Genomic DNA, 18,145 nt, shown 5'->3' with positions numbered 1-18,145 from the left:
TCAGGAGAAATAATTTAGCAAGGTAGTAATCACCGTTCGTTGATCGACGGGCGCAAGGTTATAAAACAGCGGCAGACGCAGCAAACGTTCGCTCTCTTTTGTGGTGTAGACATCGTCCCCGATAAACTCGCCGAATTTATCGCCCGCCGGACAATCATGCAGCGGAATGTAATGGAATACCGCCATGATTTCCGCCTCTTTCAGGAAATTAATCAGCGCGCTGCGATCGGCGATATCCCGCAGTTTGATGTAAAACATATGGGCATTATGCCCGCAGTTTTCCGGAATAGAAGGCAGCTCGATACGCCCGGCGCGCGCCAGCGGCGTTAACGCATCGTAGTAAGTCTGCCACAGCGACAGACGCTGTTGATTGATACGATCGGCGGCCTCCAGTTGCGCCCACAGGTAGGCAGCCTGCAGATCGGACATCAAATAACTGGAGCCGATATCCCGCCAGGTGTATTTGTCCACCTGACCACGGAAGAACTGGCTACGGTTGGTGCCTTTTTCGCGGATGATCTCCGCGCGTTCAATCAGCGTACGATCGTTGATCAGCGTCGCGCCGCCTTCGCCGCCAGCGGTGTAATTTTTGGTTTCATGGAAGCTAAAACAGCCGATGTGACCGATCGTCCCTAATGCGCGCCCTTTGTACGTGGACATCACACCCTGGGCGGCATCCTCGACAACGAACAGATTATACTTATCCGCCAGCGCCATGATGACGTCCATTTCACAAGCGACGCCAGCGTAGTGTACCGGCACGATAGCGCGGGTTTTATCAGTAATCGCCGCCTCAATCAGCGTTTCGTCAATATTCATCGTATCCGGACGAATATCGACAAATACAATTTTCGCGCCGCGCAGGACAAAAGCGTTAGCGGTGGAGACAAACGTAAAGCTCGGCATGATCACTTCATCGCCGGGCTGAATATCCAACAACAGGGCCGCCATCTCCAGAGACGCGGTACAGGAAGGCGTCAGCAACACCTTCGCGCTGCCGAAATGTTGCTCCAGCCACTGCTGGCAACGACGCGTAAAGCCGCCGTCGCCGCACAGTTTGCCGCTGCTCATTGCAGACTGCATGTATTCGAGTTCGGTTCCCACCACCGGCGGCGCATTAAAAGGAATCATGTTGTCACCTGTATAACCAGTACGCAGTGCTTTCGATATTGGCACCGCTTTGTATGTAACGTTTAAGCGCGGCGGTGTTGCCCAACTGGGTCGCCACCCGCAATGTTGCTTTGCCGCGACTCTGCGCCCAACAGATCGCCGCCTGCATAAGTTCCGCTCCCGCGCCGCGTCCGGCCAACAGGCCAATGCGCGCGTCGGTATCATTCAATTCCCGCAGCGAGACGTAACCGCGGATAGCGCCTGTCTCCGTGCGAAGCACCAGGCATTGGTGATCAAACGTGCCGCGTACCGCATTCTCAATCCACTGGGCGTAAAAACGGGCGCTGGCGTCGGGCGCATACCACGGCGCGCGAAAACGACTCTGCGTAAACGCCTCTCCGGCCAACTGACGCAAAGCAGGAATGTCCGTAAGGTGTGCAATTTCCGCGCCATGCTGGTCGCGATGCCCTTTTACCGGCAACGCAAAATCCACCTCGCCTTCAACCAAAGAGAATCCCAGCGATTGCAACGCCGACAGCCAGGCGATGTTTTCAGCCGGCACTTTTACCTGCACGCGTTGCCACGCCTGCAGCGCTTCTGGCGTTAATTCGGGCGCTGAGGCATCGATACGCACAATGCCGCTATTCACGCCAAAAAACGTATTTTCCCAGAGTAACGGTTCAATACTGGCGCGGACGGGCACGGAGCAACTCCAGTAAATATTGGCCATAGCCGGTTTTTTCAAGCTGACTGGCGGCGCGTTTCAAACCATCATCATCCAGCCAGCCGTTGCGCCAGGCAATCTCCTCCAGACAGGCAATTTTGAAGCCCTGGCGCTTTTCCACCGTCTGCACAAAAGTGCTCGCCTCAATCAGACTGTCGTGGGTGCCCGTATCCAGCCAGGCGAAGCCGCGGCCCAGCAGTTCAACGGTCAGCTTACCTTCCTCCAGATACATCTGGTTGATAGAAGTGATCTCCAGCTCACCACGCCCGGACGGTTTCACGCGCTTCGCATACTCGACGACCTTGCTGTCATAGAAATAGAGGCCGGTGACCGCCCAGTTAGATTTAGGCTGTTTCGGCTTTTCTTCCAGCGAGAGCGCGCGAAAATCATCGTCAAACTCCACGACGCCAAAGCGTTCCGGGTCCATGACCTGATAGCCAAATACTGTGGCACCTTCGGTACGCGCCGCGACCTGACGGAGTTTGGGGCTAAAGCCCTGACCAAAAAAGATATTGTCGCCCAATACCAGGCATGAGGGTTCACCGTTGAGGAACGTTTCGCCAATGATAAAGGCCTGCGCCAGCCCATCCGGGCTGGGCTGCTCGGCATAATGTAAATCGATACCGAATGCTGCGCCGTCGCCCAACAAACGCTGAAAGTCGCGTTTATCCTCCGGCGTGGTGATGATCAAGATCTCACGAATGCCCGCCAGCATTAGCACCGATAACGGATAGTAAATCATCGGTTTGTCGTAGACGGGCAGAAGCTGCTTTGATACGCCGCGCGTAATGGGATGCAACCGGGTACCGGAACCTCCCGCCAGAATGATGCCTTTCATTCGTTTCTCCTCCAGGAGTAAGAACCTGTCGTTTAGCGTTTCAGTCCTAAGCGTTCGCCCTGATAACTGCCATCCTGCACGGGTTTCCACCAGGCCTCATTGGCGAGATACCACTGAACGGTTTTTCGCATCCCGCTTTCGAAGGTTTCCTGCGGCGTCCAGCCCAGCTCGCGGGCGATTTTCGACGCGTCGATGGCATAGCGTAAGTCATGGCCGGGTCGATCGTCGACGAAGGTAATCAGATCGTGATAATTCGCCACACCCTGCGGTTTTTGCGGGGCCAGTTCCTCCAACAGAGCGCAGATCGTCCTGACCACATCCAGATTTTTACGTTCGTTATGACCGCCGATATTATACGTTTCGCCCACCGCACCGTTCGTCACCACGTGATACAACGCACGGGCATGATCCTCTACATACAGCCAGTCGCGAATTTGCTGACCGTTGCCATAGACCGGCAATGGTTTACCCGCCAGCGCGTTCAGAATCATCAGCGGGATCAGTTTTTCCGGGAAATGGTAGGGCCCGTAGTTATTAGAGCAGTTGGTGACAAGCGTAGGCAGACCGTAGGTACGTAACCAGGCGCGTACCAGATGGTCGCTGCTGGCTTTGGAGGCGGAATAAGGGCTGCTTGGCGCATATGGCGTGGTTTCGGTGAAGAAATCGTCTGCAGTATGCAGATCGCCATACACTTCATCGGTGGAGATATGGTGGAAGCGGAACGCCGCTTTAGCGTCCGCGTCAAGCGCGGACCAGTAAGCGCGAGCGGCTTCCAGCAAGGTGTAAGTACCAACGATATTCGTTTCAATAAACGCCGCCGGGCCGTCGATGGAACGGTCTACATGGCTTTCCGCCGCCAGGTGCATCACGCTATCGGGCTGATACTGCTGGAAAACTCGCTCCAGTGATGCCCGATCGCAGATATCCACCTTCTCAAAGGCGAAACGGTCGCTTTGCGTCACCGATGCCAGAGACATCAGGTTGCCCGCATAGGTGAGTTTATCCACCACCACCACCGCGTCTGCCGTTTCATGGATGATATGCCGCACCACCGCAGATCCGATAAAGCCTGCGCCGCCGGTCACCAGAATGCGTTTCATCAGCGCCAGACTCCTTTGGTATCAACCACATAACGTTGATGAACCGCATCGCCGGGAATCGCTTTAAATTCGTCGTGATCGACCAGCATCACCAGCACATCGGCGGCGGTCAGCGCCGCGTCCAGTTTCGCCAGCGTGCAAAGTCCGTCCAATTTTTTCGGCAACTGACGGATATTCGGTTCGACGACCAGGGTTTCGCCGCTGTGCCAGCGGGCGATACTTTGGGCGATCCCCATCGCCGGGCTTTCGCGCAGATCGTCGATATTCGGCTTAAAGGCCAGCCCAAAACAGGCGATTTTCACTTCGCTGGCGCGTTTATCGGTGGCCGCCAGGCAATCTGCGACCGCGGCTTTTACCTGATCGACCACCCAGTGCGGTTTGCCGTCATTCACTTCACGCGCGGTGCGAATCAGTCTCGCCTGCTGCGGATTTTGCGCCACAATAAACCACGGATCGACCGCAATGCAGTGCCCGCCAACGCCTGGGCCCGGCTGCAAAATATTGACGCGCGGATGGCGGTTCGCCAGACGGATCAATTCCCAGACGTTAATCCCCTGTTCGGCGCAAATCAGCGACAATTCATTCGCAAAGGCGATATTCACATCACGGAAGCTATTTTCTGTCAGCTTGCACATCTCTGCGGTGCGCGAGTTGGTGACAACGCATTCGCCCTCAAGGAAAATTTTGTACAGCGCGCTGGCGCGAGCCGAACATACTGGCGTCATACCGCCAATCACACGGTCATTTTTAATAAGTTCCACCATCACCTGACCCGGCAGCACACGCTCCGGACAATAGGCAATATTCACGTCGGCCTGCTCGCCCGCCTGCTGGGGAAAGGTCAGATCCGGGCGCATCCCGCCCAGCCAGCCAGCCATTTGCTCCGTTGCGCCGACCGGCGATGTTGATTCCAGAATCACCAGTGCCCCTTTTTTTAATACCGGCGCAATGGATTTCGCCGCGGCTTCCACATAGGCCATGTCAGGGTCGTGATCGCCTTTGAATGGCGTCGGCACGGCAATCAGGTACGCATCGGCCTCGACAGGTGTCGTCGTCGCACGCAGAAAGCCGCCTTCCACCGCCATCTTCACCACATTGCCCAACGCCGGCTCCACGATGTGAATTTCACCGCGATTTATGGTGTCTACAGCATGTTGGTTGATATCCACGCCGATAACCTGCTTCTGGCGGGAAGCAAAAGCGGCCGCAGTCGGTAATCCGATATACCCCAGCCCAATAACAGAAATGGTCGTAAAACTCATAACGATACCCGATAACTTTTTAACGCCTGTAAAATGCGCGTGCATGATTGCCCGTCACCATAAGGATTATGGGCGCGGCTCATGGTTTGATATTCATTTTCGTCGTGCAGCAGACGCATAACTTCCGCCACAATGCGCCGGGAGTCCGTGCCGATCAGTCTTACCGTACCAGCGGTAATGGCTTCCGGACGCTCTGTGGTTTCACGCATGACCAATACCGGCTTACCTAATGACGGCGCTTCTTCCTGAATACCGCCGGAATCGGTCAGAATGAGCCAGGCGTGATTCATCAGCCAGACAAAAGGTAAGTAGTCCTGCGGCTCAATCAGTACCACGTTTTCAACATGGCCGAGGATACGGTTGACAGGTTCGCTGACGTTGGGATTGAGATGCACCGGATAGACAATTTGCACATTCTGGTTCGCGGCGGCGATTTCCGCCAGCGCCTGGCAGATATGCTCAAAGCCCTGACCAAAGCTTTCACGCCGATGACCGGTCACCAAAATCATCTTCTTATTCGCGTTGAGGAAAGGATACTGCTCGGCCAGTTCAGCCTGTAATGTATCGCTCGTCAGAACGCGATCGCGTACCCAGATCAGCGCGTCAATAACGGTATTGCCAGTGACAAAAATGCGCTCATCCGGAATGTTCTCCCGCAACAGATTCTGCCGCGAGTTTTCCGTCGGCGCAAAGTGGTACATCGCCAGATGTCCGGTCAGCGTGCGGTTTGCCTCTTCCGGCCAGGGGGAATAGAGATCGCCGGTTCGCAACCCGGCTTCTACGTGCCCTACCGGAATTCGTTGATAGAAAGCCGCCAGACTGGTAGCAATCGTAGTGGTGGTATCGCCATGAACCAGCACCACATCAGGTTTAAAATCTGCCAGGATCGGCTTTAATCCCTCCAGAATTCGGCAGGTAATTTCCGTCAACCCCTGTCCCGGCTGCATAATGTTGAGATCGAAATCAGGCACAATAGAAAAAAGAGTTAATACCTGATCAAGCATCTCCCGATGCTGCGCAGTAACGCATACTTTGGCCTCGAAATGAGGATCTTTTTCCAGCGCATGGACCAGAGGCGCCATCTTAATGGCCTCCGGTCGTGTACCAAATACAGTCAGTACTTTCACATCGATTCTCTTCGAATAGACAGTAGGGGCCCAGCCCCCTACTGCAGAGGTGTTGCTAAATCGTGCGGCGACGGGTTAAGGCAACGCCCGCACCGATTAGCGCCCCAACGATACCCCACATAATCATCAGGAAGGCTCGGCGTGGGCTATCACGTTTTACCGGTTCTTCCGGCGTACGCAAATAACGATAGGTCTGAAAACGAGGGTCCAGGGTCGGCCCCACATTAAGCGTATTCAACATTGCCCGATTTTGAAAGTAGTCCAAATCGAACGCAGGGCCAACCGCTTGCAGATTTTCAAGACGCGCCTGCAACATAGGGCGACCGAGTAAAAAAAGCTCTGAGTCCGGTAATTCATCTGCCGGGACATCCGTCGCGCTACGAGAAATATTATGTTGTTCCGCAATTTTGAGCGCCTGCTCAATACTGTTTACACGACGCGAATAGATCGCTTTCGCAACCTCTTCCTGCCGTTTGACCTGGGCTTTCATCTGCACGGTACGCGCAGCCCAGGCACCTTTTAATTCATCATTCAGATGGCTCGCCGCCCGCTGGCTGGCGAATGCAACATACTGACGCAGCAAATTATTGGCGTCCGGCGCAGTTTCAGCAATCAGCTTCACATTGTCGTTGATGGCGCGTGTAAAATCGCCGGGCGTAAACTGTATGTTATTGATCAGTTCATCAAGCATCGCCGCATCAGCTTTGCTATTCCCGACCATTCGCTGCTTGTAATAGTCCGTCTGTAACCAGAAATCGCGACGCGTATCCCAGGAGGCAAGTTGCATGATGAACTCTTTATACGCTTCATCCATCACCGAGGGCTTATCGGAAGAAGCAGGATCGGTCTTAATATCCAGGTTGCGCAGAAACTGCTGCTGGGAGTAATAACCGCCCAACATATTTACGGTTGGGCGATCGGTGATCGCCGTCGCACTCCACTCCTGACGAGCAAAAAAGGTATAGGCTAACGCGATAAGGGCAAATAGCAGGCCAATGCCGATAATCCAGAATTTGCCAGCCCATAAAGTACGAAACAACCCGCGAATATCCAGTTCATTTTCAGCGCTCACCGCGCGTGCCCCCGGTAATGGTTGTGTCATCGTATCCTCATTTACTTGGTTAAGTTTGGCCGGTTCTTACGGTGCCTGCGCAGGCGACGCTTCACACGCTTAATAAATCTCGCCACCTTCCAGGCCCGCTTAATGCAGTAGCCATAGAGGAAGAATGCTAGCAAAAAGAGCACCAACATAACCCATTCAGGAACAAAATGAGAATATTCTGCCGCTACGCCGACTCCCGCCAGAATGGCGGCGGCAAGCGTAATCAGTACAAACGCCTGACGAGAGGTAAATCCGGCGCGCATGATAAGATGGTGAATGTGCTGACGATCAGGGGAAAAGGGACTCATTCCTTTACGCAGACGGCGATACATAATCGCCACCATATCCATCAGCGGGATAGCGATAATCCATAGCGCGGTAACCGGACTGATAGGGTGAGTTTTCCCCTGCGTCGTTTCCAGTAAGATCCAGATAACGGTAAACCCAATCAGAGTACTACCGGCATCGCCCATAAAGACTTTATAACGCCGCCCCAAAATACCGAGATTAAGCATAATGTAAGGCAGAATCGCGGCGATCATGGCGAAGCACCATATTGCCAGGCTGGTTTGACCGTCAAACCATAAAATCAGCCCCATCGCCGCGAATGAGACGCTGGATAGCCCGCCCAACAGGCCGTCAATACCGTCCACCATATTGAAAGCGTTGATCGCCGCCCATACGGCAAACAGAGTAAGGAAATAACCGAAGGGACCGAGCACCATCTCCCAGGAGCCAAAGATATAGCCGAGGCTGCTAAGATAGAGCTTACCGAATACCATCATAATGATACCGATCGCGGCCTGTATGGTCGCACGGATCTTTACGCTGATATCAAAACGGTCGTCCAGCGCACCGATAAAAACCAGTACGCCCGCACAAGAAAGATAAAGCGACGCATGAGGAATATAGTGATCAACAATTCCGAATGTGAAGCAAATCCCTGCGTAAACCGAAATCCCTCCAACCAACGGTATCAGCCCCTGGTGGCGTTTACGAAAGTTGGGTTTATCCACTAAACCGATTTTTTTTGCAACTTTACGCGCAAAAAACAGGAACAGTGTCGTGAATAAAAAAATACTGATGAGATCAGTACTCACGGTCAGTAAATTCACAATGCGTGCTCTCAGATAAAATTAGTACCAGAAGTATAACCATGAAGACCTTTATTCAGAAGGGAAACCCTGCTCTGAATCAGGCAGAATTGTTTAAATATCAACCACACGATACCGATAACGAATGGATGGCGAAGCCCGGACCCGGTTTATCATCGTTTTGTAAATGTGTCGTTAAGATTACAGATATAAAACAAAAACGCCACGTAAAAACGTGGCGTTTTCAGGTAAAGACCAGGTTATGAGCGCTTCATCATCTCGAAAAAGTCGTCATTAGTTTTGGTCATCGCCAGTTTGTTAATGAGGAATTCCATCGCGTCAATTTCACCCATCGGATGGATGATTTTACGCAGGATCCACATTTTCTGCAGCTCTTCCTGAGTGGTGAGCAGCTCTTCTTTACGGGTACCGGAACGGTTGTAGTCGATAGCCGGGAAGACACGTTTTTCAGCGATCTTACGCGAGAGATGCAGCTCCATGTTACCGGTGCCTTTAAACTCTTCGTAGATAACTTCGTCCATCTTGGAACCGGTATCGATTAGCGCCGTCGCGATGATAGTCAGGCTACCGCCCTCTTCCACGTTACGCGCCGCACCGAAGAAACGCTTCGGACGATGCAGGGCGTTAGCGTCCACACCACCGGTCAGTACTTTACCGGACGCCGGCACCACGGTGTTGTAGGCACGCGCCAGACGGGTGATGGAGTCGAGCAGGATGATAACGTCTTTCTTGTGTTCAACCAGACGTTTCGCCTTCTCGATAACCATTTCGGCAACCTGAACGTGGCGGGATGCCGGTTCGTCAAAGGTAGACGCAACCACTTCGCCTTTCACCAGACGCTGCATCTCGGTTACTTCTTCCGGACGTTCGTCGATCAGCAACACCATCAGCACGCAGTCTGGGTGGTTATACGCGATGCTCTGCGCGATGTTCTGCAGCAGCATGGTTTTACCCGCTTTCGGCGGCGCGACAATCAGACCGCGCTGGCCGCGACCGATCGGCGAAGCCAGATCCAGAACGCGCGCCGTTAAGTCTTCGGTAGAACCGTTACCACGCTCCATACGCAGACGAGAGTTTGCGTGCAGCGGGGTTAAGTTCTCAAAGAGGATTTTGTTACGGGCGTTTTCCGGTTTGTCGTAGTTAACTTCGTTAACTTTCAACAGCGCAAAATAGCGTTCACCTTCTTTCGGCGGGCGAATCTTACCAGAAATGGTATCACCAGTGCGGAGGTTGAAACGGCGGATTTGGCTGGGGGAAACGTAGATATCATCAGGACCGGCGAGGTAGGAGCTGTCTGCAGAACGGAGGAAACCAAATCCATCCTGCAATATCTCCAGCACACCGTCGCCAAAGATATCTTCGCCACTCTTTGCGTGCTGCTTCAGGATGGCAAAAATAATGTCCTGCTTGCGCATACGGGCCAGGTTTTCCAGCCCCATACTTTCGCCGAGAGTGATCAGCTCAGAAACCGGCGTATTCTTTAATTCGGTAAGATTCATAATGGTGTGAGTTCTTAAACTTGGGGTAAATCTCGAACTTAATGTTGTGAATGGTATGGCAGGGTCATCCATGCCTGTTTACGGCTATCAACTCATGTCTGTTCGCTGTCTGGTCACAGGAAAGTACGCAGAACTGAAACGACAAGACGGAATGAGCGAAGAGCCAGGAATCTTTCCACTTCTCGTGCGAGAAAAAACGGGAAGTGACGGATAAAACCAGATTCAAACTTAATAAGGTATGTTTAATTCGAAGTCAATACTAACTTAGCACGACTCAGACCGGGCGTCCAGAGATCCTGACAATTTAAGAATAACGTAAGGACAACAGACGCCACGAAACTGCCTGATACCTTAATCATTCGTCGAATGACAGACGCCTGACCATACAGCGCCTTTGTCATTCGACGTATAAAAGGTATTACGCCAGATTGGCGTCGAGAAACTCTTTCAACTGACCTTTAGACAGTGCGCCTACTTTGGTTGCCGCCACTTCGCCGTTTTTAAACAGCAGCAGAGTCGGAATACCGCGGATGCCATATTTAGGCGCAGTACCTGGGTTCTGGTCAATGTTCAGTTTGGCAACGGTCAATTTGCCCTGATATTCGTCAGCGATTTCATCCAGAATCGGAGCGATCATTTTACACGGCCCGCACCACTCTGCCCAGAAATCAACGAGGATAGCCCCGTCCGCTTTGAGTACATCCGTGTCAAAACTGTCGTCAGTCAGGTGAATAATTTTATCGCTCATATATAACTCCACAGGAATAAGCCTGGCGTGTTGGTGTAGCATTAACCAACGAGGTGCTGATGTTAACTTCGCCAACAAAGGTTGACTTTATTTCACCGGATACGCTTTCGTAAAGCAATAGTAAGCTGATATTCTACCACACTATGAGCAAAACACATTTAACAGAACAGAAGTTTTCCGACTTCGCCCTGCACCCACAGGTGGTTGAAGCCCTTGAAAAAAAAGGGTTTTATAATTGTACGCCCATTCAGGCACTGGCCCTTCCGCTAACGCTGGCGGGTCGTGACGTTGCAGGGCAGGCGCAAACCGGTACCGGGAAAACGATGGCGTTTCTGACGTCAACGTTTCATTATTTACTTTCTCATCCCGCGATCGACGATCGCAAGGTGAACCAGCCGCGCGCGCTGATCATGGCGCCGACGCGTGAATTAGCCGTACAAATTCACGCAGACGCGGAGCCGTTGGCGCAAGCGACAGGCTTAAAATTAGGCCTGGCTTACGGCGGCGATGGTTACGACAAGCAGCTTAAAGTGCTGGAAAGCGGCGTTGATATTCTTATTGGTACGACGGGCCGACTGATCGACTACGCCAAACAAAACCACATTAACCTCGGCGCCATTCAGGTCGTCGTACTCGATGAAGCCGATCGCATGTACGATTTGGGCTTTATTAAAGATATCCGCTGGCTGTTCCGTCGTATGCCGCCGGCTGCGCAGCGTCTGAACATGTTGTTCTCCGCCACCCTGTCTTATCGGGTTCGCGAGCTGGCGTTTGAACAGATGAACAACGCCGAATATGTTGAAGTGGAACCGGAGCAAAAGACCGGCCACCGCATTAAAGAAGAGCTTTTCTACCCCTCTAATGAAGAGAAAATGCGTTTACTGCAAACGCTGATCGAAGAAGAGTGGCCGGATCGCGCCATTATTTTCGCCAACACCAAGCATCGTTGCGAAGATATCTGGGGACATCTGGCGGCAGATGGCCATCGTGTTGGTCTGCTGACCGGCGACGTCGCGCAGAAAAAGCGCCTGCGGATTCTGGATGAGTTCACCCGCGGCGATCTGGATATTCTTGTGGCGACCGATGTCGCGGCGCGCGGGTTGCATATCCCCGCCGTAACGCACGTCTTTAACTACGATCTGCCAGACGATTGTGAAGACTATGTTCACCGTATCGGTCGTACCGGTCGCGCTGGCGCCAGCGGACATTCCATCAGCCTGGCTTGCGAAGAGTATGCGCTGAATCTGCCCGCCATTGAGAGCTATATCGGCCACTCGATTCCGGTCAGCAAATACAATCCGGAAGCGCTCATGAACGATCTGCCCAAGCCGTTGCGTCTGACGCGTTCGCGTCCTGGCAATGGTCCGCGTCGTGCTGGCGCTCCGCGTAATCGTCGTCGTTCAGGTTAAGAAAAGTTATGCCATACACAAAATCATTTAGCCTGTATCAAGGCGGCAAGAAAACAAATCCCGATGAGCGTACTTTAGTAAATGATTCAGGGGAGTGTACGCAGCCAACACGGATACAGGTTGAAGGATGAAGTGTATGAATTCCACCTCGTTGTATGCCGCCATTGATCTCGGTTCCAATAGTTTTCATATGCTGGTCGTGCGCGAGGCGGCGGGAAGCATCCAGACGCTGACCCGAATAAAACGCAAGGTGCGTCTGGCCGCGGGTCTGAACAACGACAACCACCTTTCAGCCGAAGCGATGGAACGCGGCTGGCAATGCCTGCGTCTGTTTGCTGAACGTTTGCAGGATATCCCGCAGCCACAAATCCGCGTGGTTGCCACCGCAACATTGCGTCTCGCCGTCAATGCGGGTGAATTTATCGCGAAAGCTCAGACTATCCTTGGTTGTCCGGTGCAGGTTATCAGCGGCGAAGAAGAGGCGCGGCTGATTTATCAGGGGGTCGCTCATACCACCGGCGGCGCAGATCAGCGACTGGTGGTGGATATCGGCGGCGCCAGCACTGAACTGGTTACCGGCACAGGCGCGCAAACCACGTCGCTATTTAGCCTGTCCATGGGCTGCGTAACGTGGCTTGAACGCTATTTTAGCGATCGTAATCTGGCGCAAGAAAACTTTGATGATGCGGAGAAGGCCGCGCGCGATGTACTGCGTCCGGTCGCCGATGAACTGCGTTTTCATGGCTGGAAGGTCTGCGTGGGTGCCTCCGGCACCGTACAGGCATTGCAGGAAATCATGATGGCGCAGGGGATGGACGAGCGCATTACGCTCGCCAAACTGCAGCAGCTAAAACAACGCGCGATACAGTGCGGGCGTCTGGAAGAGCTGGAAATCGAAGGCCTGACGCTGGAGCGCGCGCTGGTTTTCCCAAGCGGGCTGGCTATTCTGATCGCGATATTTACCGAGCTGAACATCCAGAGCATGACGCTGGCAGGCGGCGCGTTACGCGAAGGGCTGGTGTATGGGATGTTGCATCTGGCGGTAGATCAGGATATCCGCAGCCGCACGCTGCGAAACATTCAGCGTCGGTTCATCGTCGATACCGATCAGGCAAATCGCGTGGCGAAGCTGGCAGATAACTTCCTCAAACAGGTAGAAAATGCCTGGCATATTGAGCCTATTAGTCGTGAACTGTTGCTGAGCGCTTGCCAATTGCATGAGATCGGTCTGAGCGTTGATTTTAAACAGGCGCCCTATCATGCCGCCTATTTAGTACGCCATTTGGATCTGCCTGGCTATACGCCCGCGCAGAAAAAATTGCTCGCCACCCTCTTACTGAATCAGACCAATCCGGTCGATCTCTCTTCGCTTCATCAGCAAAACGCGGTACCGCCCCGTGTTGCGGAACAGCTATGCCGTTTGCTGCGCCTGGCGATTCTTTTTGCCGGTCGCCGTCGTGACGATCTGGTACCAGAAATTACGCTACGGGCGCTAAATGAAAATCTGACGTTAACCTTGCCTGGCGACTGGCTGGCGCATCACCCGCTGGGTAAAGAGTTGATTGATCAGGAAAGCCAGTGGCAAAGCTATGTACACTGGCCGCTGGACGTTCGCTAACCGTAGTCTGATTGCCGGATGACGCTTCGCTTATCCGGCCTACGATTTCGCTCGCTTTGCCGCCATCATGGCTTTCAGATTAGCCAGGTGACTTTGCCCTTTTTGCATTCGCTCCTCAGCGCTTACCACTTTGCGCTCCTGCTCCCAGATTAAATCATCCTGCGGGAGTTCTAACAGGAAGCGGCTGGGTTCCGGGCGCACCAGTTCCCCATACTGACGGCGCTCTTTACATAATGTAAAGGTGAGCTCTTTCTGCGCGCGAGTGATCCCGACATAGGCCAGCCGACGCTCTTCCTCAATATTGTCTTCGTCAATGCTGCTTTGATGCGGCAAAAATCCTTCTTCCATTCCCACCATATAGACATACGGGAATTCCAGTCCTTTCGATGCATGAAGCGTCATCAACTGTACCTGATCCAGCTCTTCTTCGCTCTCGCCACGCTCCATCATATCGCGCAGCGTAAAGCGTGTAACCACCTGGGTCAGCGTCATCGGCTCATCGAGTTCGTTGCCTTCCAGCATCTCAGTCATCCAGCTAAAGAGCTGATTAACGTTTTTCATACGCATTTCCGCCGCTTTGGGGCTCGGCGAGGTTTCGTACAACCAGGATTCATAGTCAATACCGTGGATGAGATCGCGCACAGCGGCGACAGGCTCGCGTTCGGCCAGACGCTGGATTTCCCCCAGCCAGTGGGTAAAACGCGTCAATGAATCGTAACCACGTCCGGTCAGCTTTTGGCTAAGTCCCATATCAAAGCTGGCGGTAAACAGGCTCTTATTACGCGTCATTGCCCATTCACCCAGCTTTTGCAGAGTGGCCGGACCGATTTCGCGTTTTGGCGTATTCACGATGCGCAGGAAAGCGCTGTCATCATCCGGGTTGGTCAACACCCGCAGGTAGGCCAGCAGGTCTTTAATCTCCGGACGGGAGAAAAATGAGGTGCCGCCGGAAATTTTGTACGGAATGCGGTTCTGCATGAGGAATTTTTCAAATACCCGCGACTGATGATTTCCGCGATACAGAATGGCGTAATCCTTGTACTGGGTCTTGTTCACAAAGTGATGGGCAATCAGTTCGCCGGTAACGCGCTCAGCTTCATGCTCTTCATTGTTTGCGCTTAACACTTTGAGTTCCGCGCCGTAACCGAGTTCGGAAAAGAGGCGCTTTTCAAAGACGTGCGGATTGTTGGCGATGAGAATATTTGCCGCTTTCAGGATGCGGCCCGAAGAACGATAGTTTTGCTCCAGCTTAATCACCTGCAGCGCCGGAAAATCCTGGCTCAGTAACACCAGGTTTTGCGGACGCGCCCCGCGCCAGGAGTAGATAGACTGATCGTCATCGCCTACGACCGTAAAGCGCGCGCGTTGCCCGACCAGCAGCTTAACCAACTCATACTGGCTGGTGTTAGTATCCTGATATTCATCCACCAGTAGATAACGAATTTTATTCTGCCAGCGCTCGCGCACCTCGTCATTGCGTTGCAACAGCAGCGTCGGCAGCAAAATCAAATCATCAAAATCGAGAACGTTACATGCCTTCATATGGGCGTCGTAAAGCCCGTAGCAGTGGGCAAAAATACGATCGCGTTCGCCTTTCGCCCCCGCCGCTGCCTGCGCAGGCGTTTTGAGATCGTTTTTCCAGTTGGAGATCGTGGAGATCAGCTGTTGCAACACAACCTTATCGTCTTCGATCAGGCCTTCGGTCAGCTCTTTGAGCAAGGCGACCTGGTCGGTATCGTCAAACAATGAAAAGTTCGATTTCATCCCCAGCGCAGCGTACTCGCGCTTAATAATATCCAGCCCTAGCGTATGAAAGGTGGAGATCATCAAACCGCGCGCTTCCTTACGGCCGAGCGTCTGCCCGACGCGTTCTTTCATCTCACGCGCTGCCTTGTTGGTAAACGTCACCGCCGCAATATGCCGGGCCTGATAGCCGCATCCGCGGATCAGGTGGGCGATTTTATTGGTAATTACGCGAGTTTTACCAGAACCCGCTCCTGCCAGCACCAGGCAGGGTCCGGTGACGAATTCGACAGCGTGTTGTTGGCCGGGATTTAAACGCATGGGAATAGTGCTCAATCTTCGAACGGGGGAGGGATTGTAGCAGAAAGCGAGGCCCAGAGAAGACCAGGCTGCTTTTTCAGGCAGCCTGGAAAAGGTCAATCAGCAGGCTCTGGCGGCAAGCGGCGTATAGCCATTACGCTGTGCGCTCTTGATCCAACTGAAAGAACCCATTAACGCGATCGCCGTCAGCAGAACATACTCAAGCGACATCGCATAAACGCCCTGTACTGCATGATTTCCAACGGGCAGTATTTGAGTAATTCATAGAGCACTGGGTCGCGTACGACCTGGCGTAGCCCTAAAAGCCAGTCGTCTGGAAATTCTGCGTTTTTCATTATGTTCATGGTATCTCGCCCCTTGTCAGAAAGGACAGGACCGCCGTCCCGCACATCCGAAATACGCCTGCTAAAAATGCCGCTTATCTCCCGGTTCATTAAATCAGGCGGGACATCTGTCCTGTAATGGCGAAGAGTATATGTCTGACGGCCTAAGGAGTGATAAAGTGACGGCCAATCTTTGCGACGTGAGAACACAATAATGGCAAAAATGGCAGCAGCACTGCATATCCTTGTAAAAGAAGAGAAACTGGCTTTAGATCTTCTGGAGCAAATTAAAAACGGCGGCGATTTTGAGAAGCTGGCGAAGAAGCATTCTATCTGCCCATCCGGTAAAAAAGGCGGTCATTTAGGCGAATTTCGTCAGGGCCAGATGGTTCCGGCATTCGATAAAGTAGTCTTTTCCTGCCCGGTACTGGAGCCAACCGGCCCGCTGCATACCCAGTTCGGTTACCACATCATTAAGGTATTGTATCGTAAATAAAAAGCCGGGTGGCGGCTACGCCTTACCCGGCCTACATCGTCTGCTTGATTTTGTAGGTCGGGTAAGCGCTAGCGCCCCCCGACAAGGTATATCAACCCGCTACCGCAATACGCTTCATATCCGTCATATAGCCGCGCAGTTTCTTACCTACCTGCTCAATCGCATGACTACGAATCGCGTCGTTCACGTCGCGAAGCTGTGCGTTGTCTACCGCGCCTTCCGGGATAGCACTACCCAGATCGCCCGGTTGCAATTCCGCCATAAACGGTTTCAGCAGCGGTACGCAAGCGTAAGAGAACAGGTAGTTACCGTATTCTGCGGTATCAGAGATAACCACGTTCATTTCGTACAGACGCTTACGGGCGATGGTGTTGGCGATCAGCGGCAGCTCGTGCAGTGATTCGTAGTAAGCGGATTCTTCGATGATGCCGGAATCCACCATAGTTTCGAACGCCAGCTCAACGCCCGCTTTCACCATCGCGATCATCAGCACGCCTTTATCAAAGTACTCCTGCTCGCCGATTTTGCCTTCATACTGCGGCGCGGTTTCGAACGCGGTTTTGCCGGTCTCTTCACGCCAGGTCAGCAGTTTCTTATCGTCGTTAGCCCAGTCAGCCATCATGCCGGAAGAGAATTCGCCGGAGATGATGTCATCCATGTGTTTCTGGAACAGCGGCGCCATGATCTCTTTCAGCTGTTCGGACAGCGCGTAAGCACGCAGTTTCGCCGGGTTAGACAGACGGTCCATCATCAGGGTGATGCCGCCCTGCTTCAGCGCTTCGGTGATGGTTTCCCAGCCGAACTGAATCAGTTTTTCCGCATAAGCCGGGTCGGTGCCTTCTGCCACCAGCTTGTCGAAACACAGCAGAGAACCGGCCTGCAGCATACCGCACAGGATGGTCTGCTCGCCCATCAGGTCGGATTTCACTTCCGCCACGAAAGAAGACTCCAGTACGCCCGCACGGTGACCGCCGGTCGCCGCCGCCCAGGCTTTCGCAATCGCCATGCCTTCGCCTTGCGGATCGTTTTCCGGGTGAACGGCGATCAGCGTCGGCACACCGAAGCCACGCTTGTATTCTTCACGTACTTCGGTGCCCGGACACTTCGGCGCTACCATCACTACGGTGATGTCTTTACGGATCTGCTCGCCCACTTCCACGATGTTGAAGCCGTGTGAATAGCCCAGCGCCGCGCCGTCTTTCATCAGCGGCTGTACGGAGCGCACCACGTCGGAGTGCTGTTTGTCTGGCGTCAGGTTAACCACCAGATCCGCCTGCGGGATCAGCTCTTCGTAGGTACCCACTTTGAAGCCGTTTTCGGTCGCTTTACGCCAGGAGGCACGCTTTTCAGCAATGGCTTCTTTACGCAGGGCGTAGGAAATATCCAGACCGGAGTCACGCATGTTCAGGCCCTGGTTCAGACCCTGAGCGCCACAGCCGACGATGACCACTTTTTTACCCTGAAGGTAGCTCGCGCCGTCGGCGAATTCGTCGCGGCCCATAAAGCGGCATTTACCCAGCTGTGCCAGCTGCTGGCGCAGATTCAGTGTATTAAAGTAGTTAGCCATGATGGTGTACTCCGTGATGTTGTGTGTCGCGCTTATTGTTCGG

Annotated in this window: 16 protein-coding genes and 2 pseudogenes; 3 read left to right on the top strand and 15 right to left on the bottom strand. The window is 53.3% G+C overall.

Annotated elements, in window-relative coordinates:
• The 11 genes from rffA to trxA all read right to left on the bottom strand — a co-directional run bounded on the left by rffA (nt 1) and on the right by trxA (nt 10,625).
• Complete coding sequence (rffA, locus tag J4617_RS21650) at nt 1-1,131, bottom strand: dTDP-4-amino-4,6-dideoxygalactose transaminase (protein WP_000612080.1); 1,131 nt, start codon at nt 1,129-1,131, stop codon at nt 1-3.
• Nucleotides 1,132-1,135: 4 nt separating this feature from the next.
• Entirely contained in the window at nt 1,136-1,813 is a 678-nt protein-coding gene (rffC, locus tag J4617_RS21645) for a dTDP-4-amino-4,6-dideoxy-D-galactose acyltransferase (protein ID WP_001145156.1), read from the bottom strand.
• Nucleotides 1,791-2,672: a glucose-1-phosphate thymidylyltransferase RfbA gene (gene rfbA / locus J4617_RS21640; protein ID WP_000676077.1), complete on the bottom strand. Its 882-nt coding sequence runs from the start codon at nt 2,670-2,672 to the stop codon at nt 1,791-1,793. Before rfbA ends, rffC begins: the two co-directional genes overlap by 23 nt.
• Nucleotides 2,673-2,704: 32 nt before the next feature.
• Entirely contained in the window at nt 2,705-3,772 is a 1,068-nt protein-coding gene (gene rffG / locus J4617_RS21635) for a dTDP-glucose 4,6-dehydratase (RefSeq protein WP_000822153.1), read from the bottom strand.
• Nucleotides 3,772-5,034: a UDP-N-acetyl-D-mannosamine dehydrogenase gene (gene wecC / locus J4617_RS21630; protein ID WP_017465933.1), complete on the bottom strand. Its 1,263-nt coding sequence runs from the start codon at nt 5,032-5,034 to the stop codon at nt 3,772-3,774. Before wecC ends, rffG begins: the two co-directional genes overlap by 1 nt.
• Nucleotides 5,031-6,161 carry a UDP-N-acetylglucosamine 2-epimerase (non-hydrolyzing) gene (wecB, locus tag J4617_RS21625; RefSeq protein WP_017465932.1) on the bottom strand — a complete coding sequence of 377 codons (1,131 nt, stop codon included), beginning with the start codon at nt 6,159-6,161 and terminating at the stop codon, nt 5,031-5,033. The genes wecC and wecB overlap by 4 nt, the downstream gene beginning before the upstream one ends.
• A gap of 55 nt (nt 6,162-6,216) precedes the next feature.
• The gene (gene wzzE / locus J4617_RS21620; RefSeq protein WP_000193413.1) at nt 6,217-7,263 is read right to left on the bottom strand and encodes an ECA polysaccharide chain length modulation protein; all 1,047 of its coding nucleotides are present in this window, start codon (nt 7,261-7,263) and stop codon (nt 6,217-6,219) included.
• 11 nt (nt 7,264-7,274) lie between these two features.
• The gene (wecA, locus tag J4617_RS21615; protein WP_001050945.1) at nt 7,275-8,378 is read right to left on the bottom strand and encodes a UDP-N-acetylglucosamine--undecaprenyl-phosphate N-acetylglucosaminephosphotransferase; all 1,104 of its coding nucleotides are present in this window, start codon (nt 8,376-8,378) and stop codon (nt 7,275-7,277) included.
• A gap of 239 nt (nt 8,379-8,617) precedes the next feature.
• Entirely contained in the window at nt 8,618-9,877 is a 1,260-nt protein-coding gene (gene rho / locus J4617_RS21610) for a transcription termination factor Rho (RefSeq protein ID WP_001054532.1), read from the bottom strand.
• Between the two features lie 87 nt (nt 9,878-9,964).
• Complete coding sequence (locus J4617_RS21605) at nt 9,965-10,048, bottom strand: rho operon leader peptide (RefSeq protein WP_134820045.1); 84 nt, start codon at nt 10,046-10,048, stop codon at nt 9,965-9,967.
• A gap of 247 nt (nt 10,049-10,295) precedes the next feature.
• Complete coding sequence (gene trxA, locus J4617_RS21600) at nt 10,296-10,625, bottom strand: thioredoxin TrxA (RefSeq protein ID WP_001280776.1); 330 nt, start codon at nt 10,623-10,625, stop codon at nt 10,296-10,298.
• A 143-nt stretch (nt 10,626-10,768) separates the two neighbouring features.
• Here trxA and rhlB point away from each other — a divergent pair, with 143 nt between their 5' ends.
• Both rhlB and gppA read left to right on the top strand, forming a co-directional pair.
• Nucleotides 10,769-12,034, top strand: a complete 1,266-nt coding sequence (gene rhlB / locus J4617_RS21595) for an ATP-dependent RNA helicase RhlB (RefSeq protein ID WP_000047525.1) — start codon at nt 10,769-10,771, stop codon at nt 12,032-12,034.
• A gap of 136 nt (nt 12,035-12,170) precedes the next feature.
• Complete coding sequence (gene gppA / locus J4617_RS21590; protein WP_001089450.1) at nt 12,171-13,652, top strand: guanosine-5'-triphosphate,3'-diphosphate diphosphatase; 1,482 nt, start codon at nt 12,171-12,173, stop codon at nt 13,650-13,652.
• Nucleotides 13,653-13,691: 39 nt separating this feature from the next.
• Here gppA and rep read toward each other — a convergent pair whose 3' ends face one another.
• The 3 genes and pseudogenes from rep to J4617_RS23215 all read right to left on the bottom strand — a co-directional run.
• Nucleotides 13,692-15,716, bottom strand: coding sequence for a DNA helicase Rep (rep, locus tag J4617_RS21585; RefSeq protein ID WP_001726999.1), 2,025 nt, complete (start codon nt 15,714-15,716; stop codon nt 13,692-13,694).
• Between the two features lie 99 nt (nt 15,717-15,815).
• Nucleotides 15,816-15,968 (bottom strand): annotated as a pseudogene (locus tag J4617_RS21580) (nicotinamide riboside transporter PnuC); the annotation flags it as partial.
• Nucleotides 15,944-16,060, bottom strand: a pseudogene (locus J4617_RS23215) (Crp/Fnr family transcriptional regulator); the annotation flags it as partial. The pseudogenes J4617_RS21580 and J4617_RS23215, both read right to left, overlap by 25 nt.
• A gap of 193 nt (nt 16,061-16,253) precedes the next feature.
• Between J4617_RS23215 and ppiC the strand changes: the two are divergent.
• Nucleotides 16,254-16,535 (top strand): peptidylprolyl isomerase PpiC, encoded by a 282-nt coding sequence (ppiC, locus tag J4617_RS21575; protein WP_001096806.1) that lies wholly within the window; start codon nt 16,254-16,256, stop codon nt 16,533-16,535.
• 91 nt (nt 16,536-16,626) lie between these two features.
• On the opposite strand, the gene ilvC is transcribed toward ppiC, so the two are convergent.
• Entirely contained in the window at nt 16,627-18,102 is a 1,476-nt protein-coding gene (ilvC, locus tag J4617_RS21570; RefSeq protein ID WP_000024948.1) for a ketol-acid reductoisomerase, read from the bottom strand.
• Nucleotides 18,103-18,145: the final 43 nt, after the last annotated feature.

It is taken from the genome of Salmonella sp. 32010601201800023SM (genome assembly GCF_017572235.1).
Lineage (GTDB): Bacteria > Pseudomonadota > Gammaproteobacteria > Enterobacterales > Enterobacteriaceae > Salmonella > Salmonella enterica.
Note: the sequence above shows the minus strand (reverse complement) of the source record. Positions and strands in the feature narration are given on the sequence as shown.

Excerpts from the sequence above, each read along its gene's own strand:
- rffA (WP_000612080.1), bottom strand. The coding sequence starts at position 1,131 with ATGATTCCTTTTAATGCGCCGCCGGTGGTGGGAACCGAACTCGAATAC.
- rfbA (WP_000676077.1), bottom strand. The coding sequence starts at position 2,672 with ATGAAAGGCATCATTCTGGCGGGAGGTTCCGGTACCCGGTTGCATCCC.
- rffG (WP_000822153.1), bottom strand. The coding sequence starts at position 3,772 with ATGAAACGCATTCTGGTGACCGGCGGCGCAGGCTTTATCGGATCTGCG.
- wecC (WP_017465933.1), bottom strand. The coding sequence starts at position 5,034 with ATGAGTTTTACGACCATTTCTGTTATTGGGCTGGGGTATATCGGATTA.
- wzzE (WP_000193413.1), bottom strand. The coding sequence starts at position 7,263 with ATGACACAACCATTACCGGGGGCACGCGCGGTGAGCGCTGAAAATGAA.
- rho (WP_001054532.1), bottom strand. The coding sequence starts at position 9,877 with ATGAATCTTACCGAATTAAAGAATACGCCGGTTTCTGAGCTGATCACT.
- trxA (WP_001280776.1), bottom strand. The coding sequence starts at position 10,625 with ATGAGCGATAAAATTATTCACCTGACTGACGACAGTTTTGACACGGAT.
- rhlB (WP_000047525.1), top strand. The coding sequence starts at position 10,769 with ATGAGCAAAACACATTTAACAGAACAGAAGTTTTCCGACTTCGCCCTG.
- gppA (WP_001089450.1), top strand. The coding sequence starts at position 12,171 with ATGAATTCCACCTCGTTGTATGCCGCCATTGATCTCGGTTCCAATAGT.
- rep (WP_001726999.1), bottom strand. The coding sequence starts at position 15,716 with ATGCGTTTAAATCCCGGCCAACAACACGCTGTCGAATTCGTCACCGGA.
- ppiC (WP_001096806.1), top strand. The coding sequence starts at position 16,254 with ATGGCAAAAATGGCAGCAGCACTGCATATCCTTGTAAAAGAAGAGAAA.
- ilvC (WP_000024948.1), bottom strand. The coding sequence starts at position 18,102 with ATGGCTAACTACTTTAATACACTGAATCTGCGCCAGCAGCTGGCACAG.